This window comes from Belnapia sp. F-4-1, from assembly GCF_000802185.1.
GTDB lineage: Bacteria > Pseudomonadota > Alphaproteobacteria > Acetobacterales > Acetobacteraceae > Belnapia.
The window spans coordinates 3,373,259-3,393,316 of the sequence record NZ_KN676113.1 but is presented as its reverse complement, the minus strand read 5'-3'; the positions used below and the strand labels follow the sequence as shown (position 1 = coordinate 3,393,316).

General features: G+C 70.2%; 25 protein-coding genes. 7 read left to right on the top strand and 18 right to left on the bottom strand.

The window, feature by feature from the left end; genetic code table 11:
- Positions 1–112: 112 nt before the first annotated feature.
- The 7 genes from LH62_RS16085 to LH62_RS16055 are packed head-to-tail and all read right to left on the bottom strand — an operon-like array spanning position 113 to position 4,716.
- Entirely contained in the window at positions 113–1,528 is a 1,416-nt protein-coding gene (locus LH62_RS16085; RefSeq protein WP_160299843.1) for an ATP-binding protein, read from the bottom strand.
- A complete protein-coding gene (locus LH62_RS16080; RefSeq protein ID WP_043362940.1) occupies positions 1,521–2,570 on the bottom strand; it encodes a flagellar biosynthesis protein FlhB in 1,050 nt (349 codons plus the stop codon). Before LH62_RS16080 ends, LH62_RS16085 begins: the two co-directional genes overlap by 8 nt.
- A 3-nt stretch (positions 2,571–2,573) precedes the next feature.
- Positions 2,574–3,326 carry a flagellar biosynthetic protein FliR gene (locus LH62_RS16075; protein ID WP_043362937.1) on the bottom strand — a complete coding sequence of 251 codons (753 nt, stop codon included), beginning with the start codon at positions 3,324–3,326 and terminating at the stop codon, positions 2,574–2,576.
- Complete coding sequence (locus tag LH62_RS32410) at positions 3,326–3,598, bottom strand: flagellar biosynthetic protein FliQ (RefSeq protein WP_043362935.1); 273 nt, start codon at positions 3,596–3,598, stop codon at positions 3,326–3,328. Before LH62_RS32410 ends, LH62_RS16075 begins: the two co-directional genes overlap by 1 nt.
- 16 nt (positions 3,599–3,614) lie before the next feature.
- On the bottom strand, positions 3,615–3,905 hold the full coding sequence (locus LH62_RS16065) for a flagellar hook-basal body complex protein FliE (protein ID WP_043362933.1): 291 nt from the start codon (positions 3,903–3,905) through the stop codon (positions 3,615–3,617).
- Entirely contained in the window at positions 3,905–4,312 is a 408-nt protein-coding gene (flgC, locus tag LH62_RS16060; RefSeq protein WP_043362930.1) for a flagellar basal body rod protein FlgC, read from the bottom strand. The genes LH62_RS16065 and flgC overlap by 1 nt, the downstream gene beginning before the upstream one ends.
- Positions 4,313–4,332: 20 nt before the next feature.
- Positions 4,333–4,716, bottom strand: a complete 384-nt coding sequence (locus LH62_RS16055) for a flagellar basal body protein (protein WP_043362928.1) — start codon at positions 4,714–4,716, stop codon at positions 4,333–4,335.
- Between the two features lie 86 nt (positions 4,717–4,802).
- Here LH62_RS16055 and LH62_RS16050 point away from each other — a divergent pair, with 86 nt between their 5' ends.
- Genes LH62_RS16050 through fliP form a run of 3 tightly spaced genes read left to right on the top strand, consistent with a single transcriptional unit; the run spans position 4,803 to position 6,064 of the window.
- On the top strand, positions 4,803–5,036 hold the full coding sequence (locus LH62_RS16050) for a hypothetical protein (protein ID WP_043362925.1): 234 nt from the start codon (positions 4,803–4,805) through the stop codon (positions 5,034–5,036).
- Positions 5,037–5,060: 24 nt separating this feature from the next.
- Entirely contained in the window at positions 5,061–5,327 is a 267-nt protein-coding gene (locus LH62_RS16045) for a hypothetical protein (RefSeq protein ID WP_052214571.1), read from the top strand.
- Positions 5,324–6,064 carry a flagellar type III secretion system pore protein FliP gene (gene fliP / locus LH62_RS16040; protein WP_043362922.1) on the top strand — a complete coding sequence of 247 codons (741 nt, stop codon included), beginning with the start codon at positions 5,324–5,326 and terminating at the stop codon, positions 6,062–6,064. The genes LH62_RS16045 and fliP overlap by 4 nt, the downstream gene beginning before the upstream one ends.
- A 33-nt stretch (positions 6,065–6,097) precedes the next feature.
- On the opposite strand, the gene speE is transcribed toward fliP, so the two are convergent.
- The 9 genes from speE to LH62_RS15995 all read right to left on the bottom strand — a co-directional run bounded on the left by speE (position 6,098) and on the right by LH62_RS15995 (position 13,998).
- The gene (speE, locus tag LH62_RS16035; RefSeq protein ID WP_043362919.1) at positions 6,098–6,967 is read right to left on the bottom strand and encodes a polyamine aminopropyltransferase; all 870 of its coding nucleotides are present in this window, start codon (positions 6,965–6,967) and stop codon (positions 6,098–6,100) included.
- 70 nt (positions 6,968–7,037) lie between these two features.
- Positions 7,038–7,493, bottom strand: coding sequence for an adenosylmethionine decarboxylase (gene speD / locus LH62_RS16030; protein WP_043362916.1), 456 nt, complete (start codon positions 7,491–7,493; stop codon positions 7,038–7,040).
- A gap of 155 nt (positions 7,494–7,648) precedes the next feature.
- Positions 7,649–10,402 carry a hypothetical protein gene (locus LH62_RS16025; protein WP_043362914.1) on the bottom strand — a complete coding sequence of 918 codons (2,754 nt, stop codon included), beginning with the start codon at positions 10,400–10,402 and terminating at the stop codon, positions 7,649–7,651.
- Between the two features lie 14 nt (positions 10,403–10,416).
- Positions 10,417–11,010, bottom strand: coding sequence for a protein phosphatase CheZ (locus LH62_RS16020; RefSeq protein WP_043362912.1), 594 nt, complete (start codon positions 11,008–11,010; stop codon positions 10,417–10,419).
- Positions 11,003–11,383: a response regulator gene (locus LH62_RS16015; protein WP_043343247.1), complete on the bottom strand. Its 381-nt coding sequence runs from the start codon at positions 11,381–11,383 to the stop codon at positions 11,003–11,005. The genes LH62_RS16020 and LH62_RS16015 overlap by 8 nt, the downstream gene beginning before the upstream one ends.
- Positions 11,384–11,403: 20 nt before the next feature.
- Complete coding sequence (locus LH62_RS16010; protein ID WP_144404507.1) at positions 11,404–12,027, bottom strand: MotE family protein; 624 nt, start codon at positions 12,025–12,027, stop codon at positions 11,404–11,406.
- Positions 12,024–12,452 carry a DUF6468 domain-containing protein gene (locus LH62_RS16005; protein WP_052214569.1) on the bottom strand — a complete coding sequence of 143 codons (429 nt, stop codon included), beginning with the start codon at positions 12,450–12,452 and terminating at the stop codon, positions 12,024–12,026. Before LH62_RS16005 ends, LH62_RS16010 begins: the two co-directional genes overlap by 4 nt.
- A gap of 2 nt (positions 12,453–12,454) precedes the next feature.
- A complete protein-coding gene (gene fliM / locus LH62_RS16000) occupies positions 12,455–13,516 on the bottom strand; it encodes a flagellar motor switch protein FliM (protein ID WP_043362909.1) in 1,062 nt (353 codons plus the stop codon).
- A complete protein-coding gene (locus LH62_RS15995; RefSeq protein ID WP_043362907.1) occupies positions 13,513–13,998 on the bottom strand; it encodes a flagellar basal body-associated FliL family protein in 486 nt (161 codons plus the stop codon). Before LH62_RS15995 ends, fliM begins: the two co-directional genes overlap by 4 nt.
- 180 nt (positions 13,999–14,178) lie before the next feature.
- On the opposite strand from LH62_RS15995, the gene flgF reads away from it, so the two are divergent.
- From flgF to flgH, 4 genes are read left to right on the top strand one after another with little or no spacing between them, the layout of a single operon-like run.
- Complete coding sequence (gene flgF, locus LH62_RS15990) at positions 14,179–14,904, top strand: flagellar basal-body rod protein FlgF (RefSeq protein WP_043362905.1); 726 nt, start codon at positions 14,179–14,181, stop codon at positions 14,902–14,904.
- Positions 14,905–14,916: 12 nt separating this feature from the next.
- Positions 14,917–15,702 (top strand): flagellar basal-body rod protein FlgG, encoded by a 786-nt coding sequence (flgG, locus tag LH62_RS15985; protein WP_043362903.1) that lies wholly within the window; start codon positions 14,917–14,919, stop codon positions 15,700–15,702.
- Positions 15,703–15,704: 2 nt separating this feature from the next.
- Positions 15,705–16,640 (top strand): flagellar basal body P-ring formation chaperone FlgA, encoded by a 936-nt coding sequence (flgA, locus tag LH62_RS15980; protein WP_043362900.1) that lies wholly within the window; start codon positions 15,705–15,707, stop codon positions 16,638–16,640.
- Between the two features lie 2 nt (positions 16,641–16,642).
- Positions 16,643–17,365, top strand: coding sequence for a flagellar basal body L-ring protein FlgH (gene flgH, locus LH62_RS15975; protein ID WP_043362898.1), 723 nt, complete (start codon positions 16,643–16,645; stop codon positions 17,363–17,365).
- Positions 17,366–17,452: 87 nt separating this feature from the next.
- Here the strand turns inward: flgH and LH62_RS28475 are convergent, their stop codons facing one another.
- Both LH62_RS28475 and LH62_RS15965 read right to left on the bottom strand, forming a co-directional pair.
- Positions 17,453–18,337, bottom strand: coding sequence for a calcium-binding protein (locus LH62_RS28475; protein ID WP_052214568.1), 885 nt, complete (start codon positions 18,335–18,337; stop codon positions 17,453–17,455).
- A gap of 207 nt (positions 18,338–18,544) precedes the next feature.
- Entirely contained in the window at positions 18,545–19,981 is a 1,437-nt protein-coding gene (locus LH62_RS15965) for a PLP-dependent aminotransferase family protein (RefSeq protein ID WP_052214567.1), read from the bottom strand.
- Positions 19,982–20,058 lie beyond the last annotated feature (77 nt).

The window sequence follows — 20,058 nt, the reverse complement described above, 5'->3', positions numbered from 1 at the left end:
CGCAAGGAGCTGAGAATGAAACAGGATCGTAACTAAAACCATCGCCTCGCAATGGCACTGTCAAAGTATGGGCTCGGCGCCACCGGAAAACAAGAACATTTGGAAAACACCTTCATGCTGCAACCGGCTCCCGCCGGGCCGCCGCCAGGGCCGATGTCAGCTCCGCAGGCGTGTAAGGCTTCGCCAGCAACTGGAAGCCTTCCGCCGCCAGATCCGCCTGTAGCGCGGCATAGCCGGAGGTGAGAACCACCGGCAGGTCCGGCCATCGCGCGCGCAGCCGCCGCGCCAGCGCCAGCCCGTCCATTCCTGGCAAGGCGATGTCGCTCACCAGCACTCCTGGCGCCGGCGCCCGCTCGAGCAGGTCGAGCGCAGCCTCGGCATGCTCGGCGAGCATCAGGGTATACCCGGCCCGGCCAAGCACCCGCTCGGCGAGCCGCCGCAGCACCGCCTCATCCTCCACCAGCAGCACCGGCCCCTGCACCACCGATGCCGGCCGCGGCTCGACCACTTCGCAACAGGGCAGGTGGATCAGGAAACAGGCCCCTTGACCCGGCTTGCTCTCCACCGCAATCCGCCCGCCGGCACCGGCGACGATATCCTGCACCGTCGCCAGGCCGAGCCCGGTGCCACCCGACGCCGCCCGTGTGGTGAAGAAGGGCTCGAACAGCCGCGGCATCGCCTCGGGCAAAATTCCCCGCCCGGTATCCCGCACCGCCAGCACCACCTCGCCCGCCTCCAGCCGCGTGGTGATGTCGAGGCTGCCCCCCTCCGGCATCGCCTCTCCCGCATTCACCGCAAGGTTCAGCACCAGCTGGTCGAGCTGCACTGCCGCCAACCTCACCTTCGCCCCGGGCGCGTGCAGGGTAAGGTCCAGCCGCACCCCCACCCCCAGCAGACGCCGCAGCATCGGCGCGAGCGCCTCGATTGCCGCATCGAGCTCCAGCTGGCCGGGTGCCGCCTGCCCCGGCCGGATGAAGGCCAGCAGCTGGCCGATCAGCGCCGAACCGCGCTGCGCCGCATCCTCGATCTCCTGTAATTCCGCCAGGACCGGCGGCGCCAAGCCCTCGGCTCGCATGGCATCGGCACTGCCGCGAATGGCCGCCAGCAGGTTGTTCATGTCGTGCACGACCCCGCCGGTGAGCCGACCGAGCAGCTCCAGCCGTCCGGCGGCCGCCAGCCGCGCCTCGGTCCGCCGCTTGGCGCCGTGGTCGGCGACTCGCAGCAGCTTCTGCCCATCCGGCAGGGGCTTGACGGTGACGGTCCATTCGGCCTCGCCACTCCCGGTCGGTGAGGCCTGCAGGCTCGCCGGCCCGGCCCCTGCCAGCAGCGCCGCCAGGGCCGGCCGGTCCACCGCCGCCAGCAAGCCGGTCGCCGCATGTCCGGGCTTTGCCCCCGGCCCGGCCATCCGGCCGAATGCCGGATTCGCCTCGATAACCCTCCCCCGGGCATCAAGCAGCGCCAGCCCTTCTGGTGCCGCTTCGAAAAGGGTCCGGAACGCCGCCCGCAAGGCCGTCGGGGACTTAGCCATGACGTTGCCCCTGCAGCCGCCAGACATAGGCGATGATCTCGGCTACCGCCTGCCAATGCTCGGCCGGAATTTCGCTATCCACTTCCTGCCGCCAGAGTGCCCGGGCAAGCGGTGGGTTCTCAACGATCGGCACGCCATGCTCGGTTGCCGCAGCCCGGATCCGTGCCGCCATGGCATCCACCCCTTTCGCCACCAGCTTCGGCGCCGAGGCCTGACCCGGCGCATAAGACAGCGCGATAGCGTAATGAGTTGGGTTCGTTACGACAACCGTTGCTTTGGGCACCGCCGCCAGCATCCGCCGGCGCGCCCGCTGCTCCCGCAGTTGCCGCAACCGGGCCTTGATATGCGGGTCGCCTTCGCTCTCTCGGTACTCTTGCCGCAGTTCTTCGCGGCTCATCCGCATTCGCCGCAGGTGCCGCCAGCGCACCCACAGCAAATCGAGCAAGGCGAGTGCCCCGAGGGCGAAGAGCGCCGCCACCAGCAGCCGCAAGCTCCCTCGCCCGACCTCGTCGAGGAGCATCGTGGCAGGCAGGTGCAGCAGCATCTGCAGCATCGACAGGTCGACGGCATGCCAGACGGCCGCCCCGACCAGTGCCAGCTTCATCAGGGTTCGCGCCAACTCCGCCAGCCCATCCGGCCCGAGCAAGCGCTTCAGCGCCGCCGCCGGGTTGAGCCGACTCAACTGCGGCGCCAAGGCTTCCGCTCGCATCACCATTCCGGTTTGCGCCAGGCTCGCCAGCATCCCCGCCAGCGCCACCAAACCCAGCACCGGCAGGAGGGTCAGCGCCGATTGCCGCAGCAAGGCCGGCGCCAGCACCGCCCCTTCCCCCGGCATCTCCAGCAAGGCCCGCATCAGCCGCAGCCACTCCGCACCGAGCGGTGGCAAGGTCAGGAACCCGGCCAGCGTCCCGGCCAGCAAGGTGGCGAAACCAACCACCTCCCGCGAAAGGGCTGACTGCCCCTCATCCCGTGCCCGATCCAGCCGCCGTTGCGTCGGAGCTTCTGTCCGGTCCTCCGCGGATGCCGCTTCCCCCTCTGCCATCGCCTAGTACGCCAAGGCGAGCGAAGTGGTGGCGGCCCCCAGCCACGCCGCGACCAGCGCCGGCAGCAAGAGGCCGAGCAACAACAGCCCGCCCAGGATTTGCCCCGGCGCTGCGACGGTGAACACCTGCACCTGGGGTGCCAGCCGCGCGAGCAAGCCAAGCGCGAAATTCCCGAGCATGGCCGCCAGCACCAGTGGCCCGGCCAGGCGCAAGGCCAGGGCTAGGCTCTCGGCCACCGCCTGCGCCACCGACTCCGCACTCCGCCCCAGCGGCAAGGGCGCCCCCGGCGGCAACGCCGTGTAACTTTCCGCCAGGGCCCGCAAGGGCACCGCATACAGCCCCGTGGACAAGACCAGCAACGCCGCCAGCAAGGTGAACAACCGCCCCGTCGCTAAGGACTGCGCGCCCAGCATCGGGTCTGTCTGCAGGGGACTAGCTAGACCAATCATCAACCCCACCACTTGCCCCGCCTGGCCGAGCGCCAGCGCGACCAGCCGCGCCAGCATGCCGAGCCACAACCCGATCGCCGTTTCCGTTAGCATCAGGCGCAGAAGCTCCGGCAGTTCCGCCGGCAGCGGTGGCAGCCCGGGCGCCAGTACGGGAAGCAGCACCGCAACCAAGGCCAGCAGCAGGGCAAGCCGGATGCTGGCAGGCACGTCCTGCTCGCCGAGCCCGGGCAACAGCAGCACTGCCCCGCCGAGCCTCGCCACCAACAGCATTGCCTGGAACGCCAGCGCGGGGAGCGCCTCCACCATCAGGGCTGCCCGCCGACCGCGATCATCCGGTCGAAAAGCGACGCCGCATATCCTCGCATCGCCCCGGCCATGGCCGGCCCGAGCAGCAGCGCCACCAGCCCAAGCACCACGAGCTTCGGCAAGAAGGCCAGCGTCGCCTCCTGCACCTGCGTCAGCGCCTGGAAGACGGACACCACCAGCCCAACCGCCAGCATCGCCAGCAGGGGCGGACCGGCCAGCTGCAGCGCCATCCACAACGCCTCCCGCACCGCCAGCACAGACTGGTTCTCCATATCCGCGCCTCCTGCGCTAGATTGGCATCCGCATGACGTCCTGATAGGCTGAAACCACCCGATCCCGCAGCGCGACCGCCGTCTGCAAGGCAAGTTCCGCCCGCGACACCGCCATCACCACATCGGACACACTGCCCTGGCCGAGCAGCGCCTGCGTGCTGGCCGCATCGGCGCCTCGCCCCATCTCGACCGCGCCTTCCACCGCCCGCTGCAGGGTCGCGCCGAAGCCACCCTCGGCCGGGACCTCCGGCGCCGCCGCCGCACGATAGGCCGCTGCGGCCTGGACCGGCGCTATCGCCACCGGCATCAGCGCAGGGCCTCGATGGTGCGCGTCAGCATCCCGCGCGTAGTCTCGAGTACGGCCAGATTGGCGCTGTAGCTCCGCTGCGCCTCGCGCATGTCCATCATTTCGACCAAGCTGTCGACATTGGGCCGCTTGACATAGCCCGCCGCGTCGGCCGCCGGGTGCGACGGGTCATGAAGCTGCGGGAAATCCCCGGGCGCCGTTCCAATCCGCCTTATCTGCACCATCTCGACGCCAAGGCTGCGGTCCAGCCGATTGCCGAAGGTCACCGTCTTCCGCCGATAGGGGTCCGCCCCAGGCGCTGGCCCGGTGCTGTCCCGATTGGCGAGGTTTTCCGCAACCACCCGCAACCGCGTCGCCTGCGCCTGCATGCCGGCAGCGGAAATTCGCAAGGCGCTGTCTAGATCCATGACCAACCCTCCCTCATGCCTCATTGCGACCGGCCGAGCGCGGTCCGGAACAGCCCCATCCAGCGCCGGTAGAGCCCGGTCGCCAGCGCATGCGCCGTGTCGGTATCGGCCACCCTCATCGCCTCGCGGTCGAGCGAGACGGCATTGCCGTTCGGCGCCCGGTCCGCCGCCGCCCGATCCAGGCGGGCCCGCACCGCACCGCCGCTGCCGGCGACATGCAGTTCGCTCGTCCGGGCCAGGCCGAAAGCTCCGGCGAGGCTTTTGCGAAAGTCATCGAGGTCGCGCGGCTGATAGCCTGGCGTATCTGCATTGGCGATGTTCTGAGCCAGCACCCGCTGGCGCTCCTCGAGCCAGGCGATGCGGCGTTCCGCCAAGGCGATGGTCGGGCTGCGGGTGGGGTCCATGGCGCGATCCTGCACGCCGACTTCCGAAGATTCCGTAAACCTCGATCCTAAGCCTTCCTTAACCCTGCCGCGCGCAGGATCGCGGCATGACGCAAGCGACCCTCGCCGCGATCGAAGCCCTCTACGACACAGTGGTGATGGCGCGCGCCCTCGCCACGAGCGGTCGCCAGATCGACCTCGCCGGCCTCGATACGGAAGCCGCCGCCCTCTGCGCCGCGATCGCGCAGATGCCGCGTCACCGCGCCAAGCTGCTACGCCCGGCGCTCGAATCCCTGGCGCAGGAGGTCGAAGGCCTCGCCGCCGCCTTGCCGCCGCCCTAACACCCCTTGCTGGCAGGATGCCGCATGACGATCGACACCGGACCATGGTTACAGGCCGCCGGCGCCCTCGCCGCCATCCTCCTGTTGCTGGCACTCGGCGCCCGCGGGCTGCGCTGGGGCGGCCTCGCCACGCGGCCCAATCGACGCCTCGCCGTGCAGGAGGTTCTCGCCCTCGATTCCCGCCGCCGCCTCCTCCTTCTCCGCTGCGACGAGAGGGAGGTGCTGCTGCTCACCGGTAATGGGCAGGATGCGTTGCTCGGCTGGCTTCCTGTTCGGGATGAGCCGGCATGAGGCGCCTGGCCCTCGCATTGCCGCTCGCCGCCATGGCCCTGCCCGCTGCGGCGCAGAGTGTGAACATCGATCTCGGCACCGGCGGCCAAGCCGGCGCGACGATGCGCCTCGTCCAGTTGACGGCGCTGATCGGCCTGCTCTCCCTGGCCCCGTCGCTGCTGGTGATGGCAACCGCCTTCACCCGCATCGCCATCGTGCTGTCGTTGCTGCGCAGCGCCATTGGGGCCCAGGGCGTGCCGCCGAATCCGGTGCTGATCGGCCTCGCGCTCTTCCTTACGCTCTTTGTCATGCAGCCGGCGTTGGAGGCAAGCTGGCAGAACGGCCTTGCGCCGATGATGGAAGGCCGCATCGGCGAAGTCGATGGCCTCGTGGCGACGGCCGAACCCTTCCGCAGCTTCATGGCCAACCAGGTGCGCGAGGGCGACCTGGCTCTCTTCCTCGACCTTGCCGGCCTCCCGCCCGTGTCGGAGAATGTCCGGCCGGATCAGCTCCCCTGGCGCGCGCTGTTGCCCGCCTTCCTCGTCGGTGAATTGAAGCGGGCCTTCGAGATCGGTTTCCTCGTCTTCCTGCCGTTTCTCGTCATCGACATGGTCGTCGCCAGCCTGCTGATGTCGCTCGGCATGATGATGCTACCGCCGAACGTCGTCTCGCTGCCCTTCAAGCTGATCTTCTTCGTGCTGATCGACGGCTGGAGGCTTATCGCCGGCAGCCTCGTGCAGGGCTTCGCCACCAGCTGACGACATCGAGGGCCGTGGCTGCTGGCCTCGGCCCTAAACGTCCGGCAGGTGCTCCGCGATATAGGGAGGCAAGTTGAATGCGCCGCAATGGATCTCGGGCGTCCAATACCGCGTCTCGCCAAGGATGCCTGCCATCGCCGCCCGCTCGCGGATTTCGCTCACCGTCGCGGCCCGCAACCCGGCATCCTTCGCCGCCCAGCCGAGGGTCATGAATCCGCCCACATAGGTCGGCACGGCCGCCACATAGGCATGGACATCGGCAAAGGCCTTGGCCCGCCGCAGGCTGGTCTCGTGCAACTCATCGGCCTGCATGAAGGGCACGCCGCACTGGTTCACTACAAGGCCGCGCTCGGTGAGCAGCCGCGCGCAGTTCGCATAGAACTCGTCGGTGAACAGTACCTCGCCGACGCCGATCGGATCCGTGCTGTCGACGATGACAACGTCGAAGCTGGCATCCGGCGCTTGACGCACGTAATCGATTCCGTCCCCAACGATGACCTCGGCCCGGGCGTCGTTCCACGCCTCGCCGGCGATGCCCGGCAAGTGTTCCTTGGCAAGCCGGATCACCTCGCCATCGATCTCAACCATGACCGCGCGCTCGACGGTGCGATGCTGCAGCACCCGCCGCAGCACGCCGCCATCGCCGGCGCCGATGATCAGCACCCGCTTGGCGGCGCCATGCGCCAGCAGCGGCACATGGGTCAGCATCTCCTGGTAGACGAACTCATCCGCCTCGGTGATCTGCACCACGCCGTCGAGCAGCATGACCCGGCCGTGGGTCTCGCTTTCGAAGACCATGATGTCCTGGAAGTCGCTCTGCGCCCGCGCCAACTCGCGTACCACGCGGAAGCGCTGCCCCCAGGCGCTGTAGAGCGTCTCGTTCACCCACGAATCGGTCGCCATGGAAAACCCCTGAAACAACGAGGGCGGGACCTTAAGGCCCCGCCCCTCGCCTTGCATGCACGCTTCGATGTCAGCCGACGAGGCCGCGCTTGTGCTCGGCCAGCTGCACGCGGCCCGGCATGAAGCCGCGCTTCAGCACCGGGATAGCCTTGTACGGATTGCAGACGCCACAGACGAAGATGTCGAGCGCCGCATAGTCCCGCTCCGGCCAGGTGTGGATGGAGACATGGCTCTCCGCCAGCACCAGCACACCGGAGACGCCGCTGTTCGGGCCGAAATGGTGAAAATGCCCGTGCAGGATCGTGGCGCCCGTGGCGATAGCCGCCTCGCGCAACACAGCGTCGATATGCTCCGGATCCGCCAGGTTGGTGGCATCCCAGAGATCGATGATCAGATGCGTGCCGGCGAACTTCACGCCATCACGGGTAACAAAATAGTCCTTAGCCTCGCTCGCCGAGGTTTCAGAATTCTGGGCTTCGCTCGGGAGCAACTCCGAGACCATCCCCAGTTGGAGAAGAGCGTCCATCGCGGGCTCCTATTCCCACCAGCAGATGACCAGGGTGATCGGGATTGATCAGGTCAACGGGGCGCGCATATGGGGCACGGGCGACAGGGACGCAAGCGAAAACTGCCCGCAACGGCCGAAATTTTTGCCGCCCTCCCCCGCGCCCGACGCGGGACTTAACGTGTCACCGGGCCGCCAGCCCGCAATGCCTCCAGCCGCGGAGGGATGGTTTGAAATAGCAACAATTCCTTTTGCAGCCGCGGCAGGTCGGCCAGGCCTCGCAGGTGCTCCGCCGTCAGCAGGGTGAAAGCCGCGGCCAGGGGTCCCTCCGGCAAGCGCGCTGCATAGTTCCGTCGCACCGCGGCGAGCCCGGCCTCGTCACCGGCCAGAGCCAGCATTGCCGCCTGGGCCAGCAGTGATCGCTGTTGCGGCTCATCGAGCGGCGCGGGCGCAGCCGGTAGCGCTGCACGCAAATGATCGGAAAGCGCCGCAGCGGCACCCGCCCAATCCTGCCGCTCTGCCAGGAGCTGCGACAACGCAGCGGCCCCAGCCGCACCGAGTGCCTTGAGGCCCGCCACCGCCTCCTCGACGCGCCCCAGCCGCGATTGCGCCTGAGCCGCGAGCACGGCACGAGGCAGCACCAACGCATCAGGCAGCATTTCTCCGCTGCTTTCCTGTAGAGCCTTCAGCGCTGCGGTCGCATCGCCGTTGGCGAGGTGCAACACACCCTGGTGCAGGCCGAGCGCGGCACGCGGCGCCCCGGCAGTGCGGCCTACGGCTTGGCCCAGGAGAGCGGCGGCGCGGTCGGATAGGTCGAGCGCCACCAGCCGGTCCGCAAGGACCAGCATCGCTGCCTGTCCGTTCGCATCCTTCGGCAGGAGGTCAGGATAGGCGTCGAACAGCGCAACCGCATCGAGTGGCGGCTCATGCTCCAGGGCGGCGACAAAGGCCGCGTTGATCGCTGCGCGCAAGGCCGGCCCACGCTCGGGGAAAAGCGCTTCCGTCTCCCGCAGCAAGGCAAGCGCGCCTCGCGCATCGCCGGCGGCGCGCCGAAGCTCGGCAAGGCGGATGCGCGCCGCCGCCTCCTCGCCATCGCCGCGCCAGGCGAATAGCGTTGCCTCGAGTGCCCGTGCCGCCTGGGCGGCATCGATCTTGTGCGTGGCAAGCCGCAGTTCGACTGCTCGCCGCAGCGCTCGTGCCCGCGCCAGCCGATCCCGGCCCAGCGCGATCTGATCGTACCCGGCCAGCGCCACTTCGGCATCGCCGTTGGCTTCGGCCAGCATGGCGCGCGGCAGGGCAAGCTCCGGCATGGGTCCCGCCTTCTCCAGCAATTGCCGCAAGGGCGCGACGGCACCGGCCTCGGCCAGGCTCTGGGCTGCCAGCGGCAGCAACCGGGAACGCAGCCCCTCCGCATAGTCGAAAAGCACCGGCAGGGCCGAGGCCAGCCTAGGGGCGGCCTCCTGCGCTTCGCCCTCGGCTGCGAGCAGCAACGTCTGCCAGAAGCTCAGCTCATCCGTCTCCGGCAGTTCGGCCTGGCGCAAGGCGATGGCTTGCGGCATCCGGCCGGCCAGCAGGGCCGCAGCGCCTGCCAGGGCATTGAGCCGCCCGTCCCGGGTTGCCTCGGGGTCTTCCCCCCGGGCCAGTTCTACCATCGCCTGGGCTTCCTGCGGCATCCCGAGCGCCAGCAGCGTCTCCGCTGCGGCGCGACGCAGCGCCAGGCGGTTCAGCGGCGGCGCCGCAGCGATGCTGGCCTGTAAGGTCCGGAGCCGCTCCAGCAAGCGCGGCGTCGGCATGCGCGGCAGGTCGAAGCTGCGCGTCATTGCCTCGGCGTGGGGCATCTCGGCCGCGGCTGCGTCGAGGGCGAGTGGCCCGTTCGCCGCGCCAACCAGGAAGCCACCGGCCGTCGCCCGCATCGTCACCTGGTCGGCCCGGGCAAGCACGGCGACGCCGAGCAGCGTTGGCGGCAGATCTAGCTCCGGCAGCCGTCGCCAGATCGGCATCAGCTGGCCGGCCGCGCGCACCGTGCCGACCAGCAGCGGCAGGCCACTTTCGGGATCGGTGATGGGGACGACCCGCCCCGGCTCGCCGGCACGCAGCATCAGGCGCGCGGCCACGCCGCCTTCCGCCTCCAGCCCCACCGACCGGCCGGCCGCACCCTGGCCCTCGGCCGGCCGATAGGCTTCCAGCACCCAGCCATTCGGCTCCCGCCGGGCCTTCAGCTGACCGGGTGATGGCAGCGGCAGGCGCAGCAAGGTCGCTCCACCCAAGGCCTCGACCTCCAGCGCCGCGAAGACCGGGTCGGCCCGCAGGCCCGTCAGGTCAAGCGCCTCGCCGCTGTCGAACAGCGCCAACAGCTCGCCGCCGCGGCGCAGTACCGCAAGGCCGGTGCTTGCGGGATAGGGCAGCAGAATACCGCCCCCCCTCGGCAACGGCTTCACCGCCAGGGCATCTGGCCGCGGCAGGGCAAGCACGGGCGTGGCCGGCGCCGGCGTCGCCGGGCGCGATATTGGGGACGCGGCTGGCGCCGCGGGCGGCACCACGGCCTCAGGGGCCAACTCCGCCCTCGCCGGAACCGCCTGCGCCTGCGCCATCTGTGCCGGCTCGGCCGGCGGGCTCAGGGCGTCGACGACGAGCTTCGGCCCGAGGCGGAAGATTCGCGCCCGCACCCCTGGTTTCAGCGCGATGCGGATGCCCTCCCCCTCGGCCGCAACGGCTGCCATGTTGCGCGGCAGCCGGCGCGCGCCCGACAGGTCGATGGCCGAACCCGGCGGGAAATACAGCACCACCGCATCACCCACCTGCTCCACCCGGTACTGGGGCGGCGCAGGCCAGTCGAAGACGAGTCGGCCATGGCCGGGATGATTCCCGACCCGGACCCCGACCGCCTCCTGCGCCCAAGCCGCCGGCGCAGCCAGGAGCAGAGCGAGCAATGGTGCCCAACGCATCAGTCGAAACTCGCCAGCAACCGGTCGATCTCCGCCTGGGAGGTGCCAGCCCCCGGCAGCTGCGGCCCGTTGGCCAGTTCCTCGCCCTCGGTCCGTGGTGCCGCGGGCTCCTCCTGCTCCGCGAGTGGGGCGCTCTCGCCACGGCCGAAGCTTTGCGTCACCGCCGCCACCCGTCGTTCGATCGACTTCAGCGCCGAGACCACCTTGCCAATGCGCTGGCCGGTGATGTCCTGGAAGCTGCAAGCCTCGTAGATGCGGGTGACGGCGCCGCCCAGCGCCTCGGCATCCTCGCCCGCCAGCCGCGCCTGGAGGCCTTCGAGCACCTCGCAGCAATCGAGGATCTCGTTGGTCGCCGTCGCGGTATGGTTAACGACCGCATCCAGCTCATCCGTCGCGGTCGGGATATGGCTGGCATTGATGTCGTCAACGCGGAGCGCGGCGATCTCGCTCTTCGCCCGCGCCACCTCGCGACCGAGCGCCTCGAGCTCGCCGAGAAGCGCCGCCTCGGTCACCGTCATGTCGCCCGAGAGGCTGCCGAGCACCGCCCGAACCGCGGCCTCGATCCGGTCTCCGCCGGCCTGGCCGTCAGGCATGGGTCAGCACCTTCTCGATCTTGCCGCGCAAAGTCTCGGCGTTGAAGGGCTTGACGATGTAGTTGGAGACGCCGGCCGCCTTCGCCGCCACTACGTTCTCCGTCTTGCTTTCGGCCGTGATCATGATGAAGGGCGTATCCTTCAGCCGTGCATCCGCCCGCACCTCCTTCAGCAGGTCGAGGCCCGTCATCGGTTGCATGTTCCAGTCGCTGATGACCAAGCCGAACTGCCCGGCGCGCAGCTTGGCCAGCGCCTCCTGCCCGTCCGAAGCCTCCTCGACATTGTCGAATTCCAGCTGCTTGAGCAGGTTGCGGATGATGCGCAGCATCGTCTTGTAGTCGTCGACGATCAGCACGTTGGTGTTCTTGTCCATCGCAGGCTCCTTGACTGTCCTCACTCGGTCGGCCGGGCACGATGCCGGGCCAGCTCGGCCGTCAGCAGCCGGGCGCGATCGGGCTTCATCGCGCCGAGCACCGGTGCTGCCTTCGCCTCCCGCATCCGGTCCACCAGCTGGACCAGAACGGGCATCTCCAGGTCGTCGAAGATCGCCGCCGCGTCGCGCGGCCGCATGCCTTCGTAAAGCTTCACCATCTGCCGCCAGCCGGCCTCCTCGCGCGCGCCGAGCGCCTGGTCGGCGGCTTGCAAGCGCTGCTGAAGCGCCGTCATCTCCTCGATCCGCTGGGTCAGCCGGCGTTCGGCGGCGGCCAGCACCACCTCGCGCGCTGCCAGCGCCTGCTCGCGGCCGTCGAGCTCCGCCCGCCGAGCCCGCAGCCCTTCGAGCAACGCCCGTTCAGCCCGCTGCTCGGCTGTCGGCTCCGCCGGCGCGGGCGGAGGCGCCACGGCCTGCGCCGGCACCGGTGGCGGGGCCGGGTTGCTGGCCTGTGCCGGCGTCACGCCCAGGGACGCCCCGGCCAGGGGCTGCACGCCGGCTGGCAGCAGCGCCGCCAGCTTCGCCGCCAGTAGCAAGGCGATCGCACCGAGCGCCGCCGGCATGAGGCGAGGGCGGAAGCGTATCATCGTCCCCCCCGCGCGCCGGCCAGGCCCTGGCTCAAGGCCCGCAGCAGGTCCCGCTCGGCCTGGCTCGGCGCGGCGATGGCCGGGTCTGGTGCGGCCATCGGCCGCGCGGTGCGGACAAGGCCCTCCAGCCGGTCCGCCAGCCCTTCGGCCCGCTCCACGAGATAGCGCAGGTCGTCCCGCATCGGCTCGGCCGTTGCCAGCCGCTCGGCCACCTGCCGTCCCGCGCCCTCTGCCGTCGCCCGCAGCCGCAGCGAAGCCGCCTCCGCCATCCGCGTCGCCTCGCCGAGGCCCGCCGCGCTGACCTCCAGCGCCTCGCGGTCGCGCCGCACCGCGGCCAGCGTCCGCTCCAGCTTGAGGATGCAGGGAATCGCCGCCACCAGCAGCCCGATCAGCAGCAGCTGCGCCGACCATTCGTACCAGCCCATGCTCACGCCTCCGCCTTTTGCCGCAGCTCGCGCGTGATGCGGACGGCCATGCGGTTCTCCCGCCGGCCGAGCTCCGCCTCGAACATCGTCACGTCGCCGCAGCGCAGCTGCACCGGCGCCCCGGGCGCGGTGTTCAGCGTGATGCGGTCGCCGCGCTGCAGCGACATCACCGCCGCCAAGGGCATGGTCTGCTCGTCGAGGACGACGTCCATCGACATCTCGGTATGCCGCAGCTCCTCGGCGAGGTGCGTCTCCCAGATGCTGTCGCGGCCGAATTTCTCTCCCATGAACTGTTGCAGCAGCAACTCACGGATCGGCTCCAGCGTTGCATAGGGCAGCAGCAGCTCGATCTTGCCGCCGCGGTCCTCCATGTCGACCCGGAGCCGCGACAGGATGCAGGCATTTGACAGCCGCGACACGGCCGCGAAGCGCGGATTGACCTCCAGCCGTTCAAAGCGGAAATGTGCCGGCGACAGCGGGCTGAAGGCGTCCGACAGGTCGGCCAGAACCACGGTGATGAGCCGCTCCACCAGCGTCCGCTCGATCGTTGTGTAGGGCCGCCCCTCGATCCGCATCGCCGCGGTGCCACGCCGCCCGCCGAGCAGCACGTCCACGACCGAATAGATCAGCGCGCTGCCCACCACGATCAGCCCGTAATTGTCCCACTCCTCCACCTTGAAGACGGCGAGCATCGCCGGCAGCGGCACGCTGTTCAGGTAGTCGCCGAAGCGCAGCGAGACGATGCTGTCGATCGAGACCTCGACATTGTCGCTGGTGAAGTTACGCAGCGAGGTGGACATGATGCGCACGAGCCGGTCGAAAATGATCTCCAGCATCGGCAGGCGCTCGTAGGAAACGAGGCCGGCGCTGACGATGCGCTGGATGCCGGACTGCTCCTCCTCCTGCTGCGCGCCGCCGCCGAAGCCGAGCAGGCTGTCGATCTCCTGCTGGTTCAGCACGCGCGTTGCATCCGGCGTCAGCGCGGCCGGCGCGCTCTCCGGCGCGGCCTCCGCCTCCAGTGCCTCGCCCCAGGCGGCAGCCATGTCGTCTTCTTCGGCGCTCATTGCAGCAACAGCTCCGTGAAGAGGATGTCGGTCACGCGGGCCGGCGGCGCCGCCAGGTTGGCGCGCGCGATCAGCTCCTCGCGCAGGCGCTGCGTGCCGCTGCTGCCACGCAGCTCCTCCGGCCGCAGTTCCCGCAGGTAGGTGGTGAAGAGGTCGAGCAGCCGCGGCATCGCCGCCTGCAACGGCGCGGCATCCTCGGCCCGCGCCAGTTCCAGCTTGCTGCGCAGCTTGATGTAGCTCGCCCGCCGGCCGCTGACGCTCAGATTGGCGACGATGTCGGGCATGTCGAAGAAGACCGGCGCCCGCGGCGGCGGCGCCGCATGCTCGGCATGGGCGTCCTCCGCGCCGCCCTGCAGCAGCTTCGGCAGGATGCCGCTGAACCAGAGCCCGGCCCCTGCCGCCGCCAGCAGCAGCGGCACCGCGAGCAGCAGCTTACGCTTGCCCTTGCCTTCCTGCTTCTCCGGCTTCGCCTCGCTCGACATGCCCTGCCCCAGGTCATCGCTCCGGGCAGTCTCGCCTCCCAGCCGTTAAGGAAGCCTTGCGACGGCAGGAAGCGCCGCGCCGCCCGGCATTTCCTGCCGCCCGCGGCAGTCCTCGCCGCCCTGCGCCGGGCCCATCCCTGGCACACCCCTTGCCCCGGGACCTGCCAGCAGGAGACCACGATGGACCAGCCCGGCTACATCATTCTGTCCCGCCTCAGTGCCCAGATGCGGGCGACGCAGGTGCTGGCGAACAACATCGCCAATGCCGACACGCCTGCCTACCGTGCCGAGCGCCCGCTCTTCGCTACCCGGCTGAGCTGCGCCGCCGCGGGCGAAGCGCCCATCGCCTACAGCCTCGACCGCGCCACCTGGCGCGACACAAGCAGCGGCCCACTCGCCACCACCGGCAACCCGCTCGATGTCGCCCTGCGCAGCGAAGGCTTCTTCGTCGTCGAGACGGAGGGCGGCGAGCGCTACACCCGCGCCGGCCGCTTCACCCTGGACCCGACCGGCCGCCTCACCGACCAGGAGGGCAATGCCGTGCTCGGCGCCGGCGGCACGCCGATCGCCTTCGGGCCCGGCGACACGCGAATCGAGATCCAGGGCGATGGCACCGTGCGCAGCGAGAACGGCGTCGTCGGCCGGCTTCGCATCGTCCGCTTCGCCGACCCGCAGCGCCTCCGTGCCGAAGGCGGCCGCCTCTACGCCGCCGACGGTCCGCCCGAGGACATGCCTCGCCCGCAACTCGTGCAGGGTGCGGTCGAGGGCAGCAACGTTTCCCCCATCACCGAGATCACGCGCCTCACCCAGGACGTGCGGGACTTCGAGTTGGCCACCCAATTCGCGGAGCGCGAGGGCGACCGGCAGCAGAACGCCATCGACCGCATCCTCCGCCGCCGTAGCTAAAGGAAACGTCCCATGCGCGCCTTGCAGATCGCCGCCACCGGCATGATGGCCCAGCAAACCAATGTCGAGGTCATCTCCAACAACATCGCCAATATGAGCACGACCGGCTTCAAGCGCCGCCGTGCCGAATTCGAGGACCTGATCTACCAGAACCTCCGCCGCGTCGGCTCGCAGAGCTCGGAGAACGGCACGGTCCTGCCCTCCGGTGCACAGATCGGCCTCGGCGTGAAGACGGCGGCCATCTACCGAATCGGCGAGCAGGGCAGCCTTTCGCAGACCGACAACCGCTTCGACCTCGCCATCCGCGGCAACGGCTTCTTCCAGGTGCAGCTGCCTTCCGGCGAGATCGCCTATACCCGCGACGGCACCTTCGGCCTTTCGGCAGAAGGCCAGCTGGTCACCTCGGAGGGCTTCCAGGTGCTGCCCGCCATCACCATCCCGGCCGCCGCGGTGGATGTCACCATCAATGCGGCGGGCGAGGTGCTGGCGAAGCTCGACGGCCAGGCCAACCCGCAGAATGTCGGCCAGATCCAGACCGCGATCTTCGCCAATGAAGGGGGCCTGGAGCAGACCGGCGACAACATGCTGCTGGCAACGCCCGCCTCCGGCCAGCCCCAGCTCGCCGCCGCCGGCCAGCCCGGCCACGGTCAGGTGCTGCAGGGCTTCATCGAGACCAGCAACGTCAACGTGGTGCAGGAGATCACCCAGCTCATCACCGCTCAGCGCGCCTACGAGATGAACAGCAAGGTCATCACCGCGGGCGACGAGATGCTCTCCACCCTTTCGCGGATGCGCTGACCATGCGCGCCGTCGCCCTGCTCCTGCTGCTCGCCGGCCCGGCCGTGGCGCAGGACCTCGCCAGCATCCGCCCGCTCGCAACGGTCGAATCGCCGACGCTGCTGCTCGGCGACATCTTCGACGGCGCCGGCCCGCGCGCCGGGCAACCGGTCGGCGCCAGCCCCGCCCCCGGCCGCCGTATGGTGCTGGAGGCCTCGCAGCTGATGGCCCTCGCCCGCGCCCATGGCCTCGCCTGGAGGCCGCTCTCGTCCTACGACCGCGCCGTCGTCGAACGCCCAGGCCGTCCGGTCATGCCGGCGGAGATCGCCGATACCCTCCGGCCCGAGCTGCTCCGCCTCGGGATGGATGCGGAAGCCGAGCTCGACCTTGGCCCCCTGCTGCCGCCCATGGTGCCGCCCGGTGCCGTTCTCCGCCTCGCTGCCGAAGGCCTCGCCTTCGACCCGACGACCGGCCGCTTCGCCACCACGCTGGTGGTGATGGCCGAGGGCATGCCGGTGCAGCGCCAGCGCCTTGCCGGCCGCGCCGTGCAGACCGTCCCCGCCGTCGCTGCCACCCGCCGCCTCGCCGCTGGCGAGATCCCCCGCCCCGCCGACCTGCGCCCCATCCGCCTCCGCGCCGAGCGCACCCGCCTCGGCCTCGCCGAGCGGCCCGACCAGGTGATCGGCCAGCAGCTCCACCGCCCCGTCGCCGCCGACAGCCCCATCGCGCTCGCCGACCTCGGCCCGCCCGCCCTTGTCGAGAGGAACGCCCTCGTCACCATGCTTCTCGAGTCCCCCGGCCTCTCCCTCAGCGCCCAGGGCCGCGCCTTGGAGGCCGGCCCGCGCGGCGGCCTCGTCCCGGTAATGAACCTCGCCAGCCGCGCCGTCATCGAGGGCGAGGTAATCGGCCCCGGCCGGGTCCGCATCGCACCCGGCGCCACCCCGCTGCGGAGGCCCTGACGATGCGCGCCGCCTTCCTCCTGCTGCCCCTCGCTCTCGCCGGCTGCGGCTCGCTCGAGCGCCTTTCCCGCGTCGGCCGCCCGCCAGAGCTTTCCGAGGTCCGCAACCCCACCGCCGACCCGGCCTGGCGCCCCGTCTCCATGCCGATGCCGGGCGCGCAGGAGGCGCCCTCCGGCGCAAACAGCCTGTGGCGTACCGGCAGCCGCACCTTCCTGCGCGACCAGCGCGCCTCCCAGGTCGGCGACCTCGTGACGGTCCTGGTCACCGTCTCCGACAACGCCCAGCTGCAGAACCGCACCCAGCGCAGCCGCGCCGGCACGGATAGCCTCGGCATCCCGCAGATCTTCGGCATGCAGACGCGCTGGCTGCCGCGCGGCGCCAGCCCCGCGAGCCTGCTCGATGCGACCGGCGGCCAGACCAGCGACGGCGACGGCACGGTGAAGCGCGGCGAGACGATCAATCTCCGCCTTGCCGCGACGGTCACCCAGGTGCTGCCGAACGGCAACCTCGTCGTCACCGGCAAGCAGGAAGTGCGCGTCAGCGCCGAGCTGCGCGAGCTTTCCGTCCAGGGGGTGATCCGGCCCGAGGACATCGCCAGCGACAACACCATTCGCCACGACCGCCTGGCCGAGGCCCGCATCGCCTATGGCGGCCGCGGCACCCTCTCGGACCTGCAGCAGCCACGCTACGGGCAGCAGCTGCTGGATGCGGTACTGCCGTTCTAGGGAGGCATGCCGCCGATGGCGGGCACCTGCCCCATGCATGCCCCATGCGATGGCTGGCCTCAGCCATCTCCGGGCAGCGGCAGGCCTTCAGCCCAGATCGAAGTCGAATTTGAAGTCCGAGGCCGACAACCGGTAGGTCCCGACAAGCTCGATCTGGCCATGGGCAGTTGGCGGCGTCGCGGGATCATGGAGATCGCCGACGTAGAATTCGACGATGGTTCGCCCGTCCTGCACCTCATAGCGGAGCTGCGTACGGTCCTCGTCGACGAATCCGCCGGTTCCGTGGAAGACCGTGGGGCCAAGGTCGGAGCCGTAGACCGCCTTGTAACCGGCAAAGTCGAGGATGTCCTCGCCCTGGCGAAAATCGAGCACCACATCGCGCTTGCCGTGGCCGATGCCGGTGTCGATGCCGCTGGTACTCGGACGCCAGCTCTGCATGCTGAAGGCGAAGGCGTCATGCCCCGCACCACCGAGGAGGACATCCACGCCGGTACCACCCGCGACCGTGTCGTCCCCGGACCCGCCCCGGATCGTATCGCGGCCGCCGAAGCCCTGGATGCTGTCGTTTCCGGCGCCACCCGAGAGAAGGTCGCCCCGGTCGAAGTTGAGCGCCTCGATGATAAGCGGGGGATAGGGGAAGCTCGGCGTGCCTGCTCCCGAGAGCGTGTCATTGCCTGCCCCGCCGGATACAATGTCATGACCGAAGCCGGCGATGATGCTGTCGTTCCCGGTCCCGCCGAAAATCAGGTTGCTGCCGGCCGCAGGCTCGCCCGGAGCGGTGTTGATGTAACCGCGTGGGTCGGGGCCGACTTCATTCTCGCCATGAATGGTATCGTTGCCGCTACCGCCGCTGAGAACGTCGTCCCCGAAACCGCCTATCAAGCTGTCGTTGCCGGCACGACCAGCGACGAGGTCCAAATGTCCGGTACCGTGCAGGGTGTCGTCTGCCGCCGTGCCGAGCCGCATCGCCATGGCCGTTCTCCTCGCCTGTCTGCAACTTTTGTTTTTTCGAGGATGTCGAGACAGGGCAAGCGGAGCCAGTGTTTTATAACAAGCGCCACGCACGAGATTGCGAGAGCCGCTCCCGGCGTTTCCGTCGACGCTCGCGTTCGTCAGCGACGAACGTCAGGCAGCGACGCCATGAGCGCGCGGAACCTGGCGGAGGTACCAGGCGCCCCGTCAGCCGATACCCGCATTCCGCCCAGCCATCCTGAGCGCCGCCTCCAGCGCCTCGAACATCCGGGGCTCCGAGGACCGTGCCGCGTTGAAGCGCAGGTGCCGGCTCTCCCCACGCTCCGGCCGGAACAGCGAGCCGCGCGCCAGCAGCAGCCCGCGGTCGAGCGCTGCCTGGTAGACCGCCTCGGGGTCGCAACCCGGCGGCAGCCCCGCCCAGAGGAAGAGCCCCGGCTCTCCTTCCGCCGCCAGCCCGAAGCCGAGCGCCGTGAGGCGTACCACCGCCTGCGCCCGCGCCGCCGCCAGCTTCGGCCGCAGCCGGTCGAGCCAGCGCCGGTACCGGCCAGAGGCCAGCAGTTCCGCCACCAGCGCCTCCATCAGCGGCGGCAAGGCGGGCGCCGAGAGCAGCTTCGCCTGCAGCAGCGCCTCGATGATCGGCCGCTCGGCGGCGATGAAGCCGAGCCGCGTCGCCGGCCCCACCATCTTGGTGAAGGAGGAAAGGTAGATCAGTCCCCGCCCGCCGGCCAATTGCAGCAGCCGCACCGGATGGCCGGGATGCAGGTCGGCATAGGTGTCGTCCTCGACCAGCAGCAACCCGTGCCGCTCGGCGATCAGCAGCAGCCGGTGCAGCGTCGCCGCCGAGGCCGTCCAGCCGGTCGGGTTGTGCAGCACGCTCTGCACCAGGAAGAGCTTCGGCCGCACCGCCCGGCAGGCCTGCTCCACCGCCTCCAGGTCCGGCCCCTCGGGCGTCCAGGGCACCGGATGCAACCGCACCCCGGCCCGCTCCAGCATGGTGTAGAATTTGAAGTAGCCGGGATCCTCCGCCAGGACCGTGTCCCCGGGCTGCAACTGCGTGCGGATGACGAGGTCGAGCGCCTGCGTGCCCCCGAGCGTCGTCAGCAGGCAATCCGGCGAGACCGGCATCGCCATCCCGGCCAGCCGCACCGCGATCTGCTCGCGCAGCGCCCCGTCCCCCCGCGCCGTGCCGTCGCAGGCCAGCAGCTCCGGCATCCGCCGCTGCACCCGGTGCAGCACGGCGGCCGGCCAGGCCTCGCGCAGCCAGCCTTCCGGCAGGTAGCCGTTGCCCGGCTTCCACAACGCCGGCGGCCCGGAGCCGCGGAGGCTGACCGCCTCGTCCCCCACATCCGGGTCCGCGCCCCGCCCTGCCGGCTGCGGCCCGATAGTGGCGACGAAGGTTCCCGCCCCCGGCCGCGGCGCCACCAACCCCATCGCTCCCAGCCGGTCATAAGCCTCGACGACCGAGTGGACGCTGCATCCGAGCCGCCCCGCCATCGCCCGTACGGAGGGCAGCCGCACCCCGGCGGCGAGGGCACCGCCGCGGATCATCCCGCCGAGCTTCTCGACGATCTGCTCCACCACCGGCTCATCGCGGTCGAGCCTCAGCGTCGCCAGTGAATGGGCCAGCGGCAGCGTGTCCGACATGCCCCCAGCCTGCCGCCCCCCAGCCCGCTTCCGCAAGCATCACCGTCCCGGTGGCGCGACGCACTGTACCACCCGCC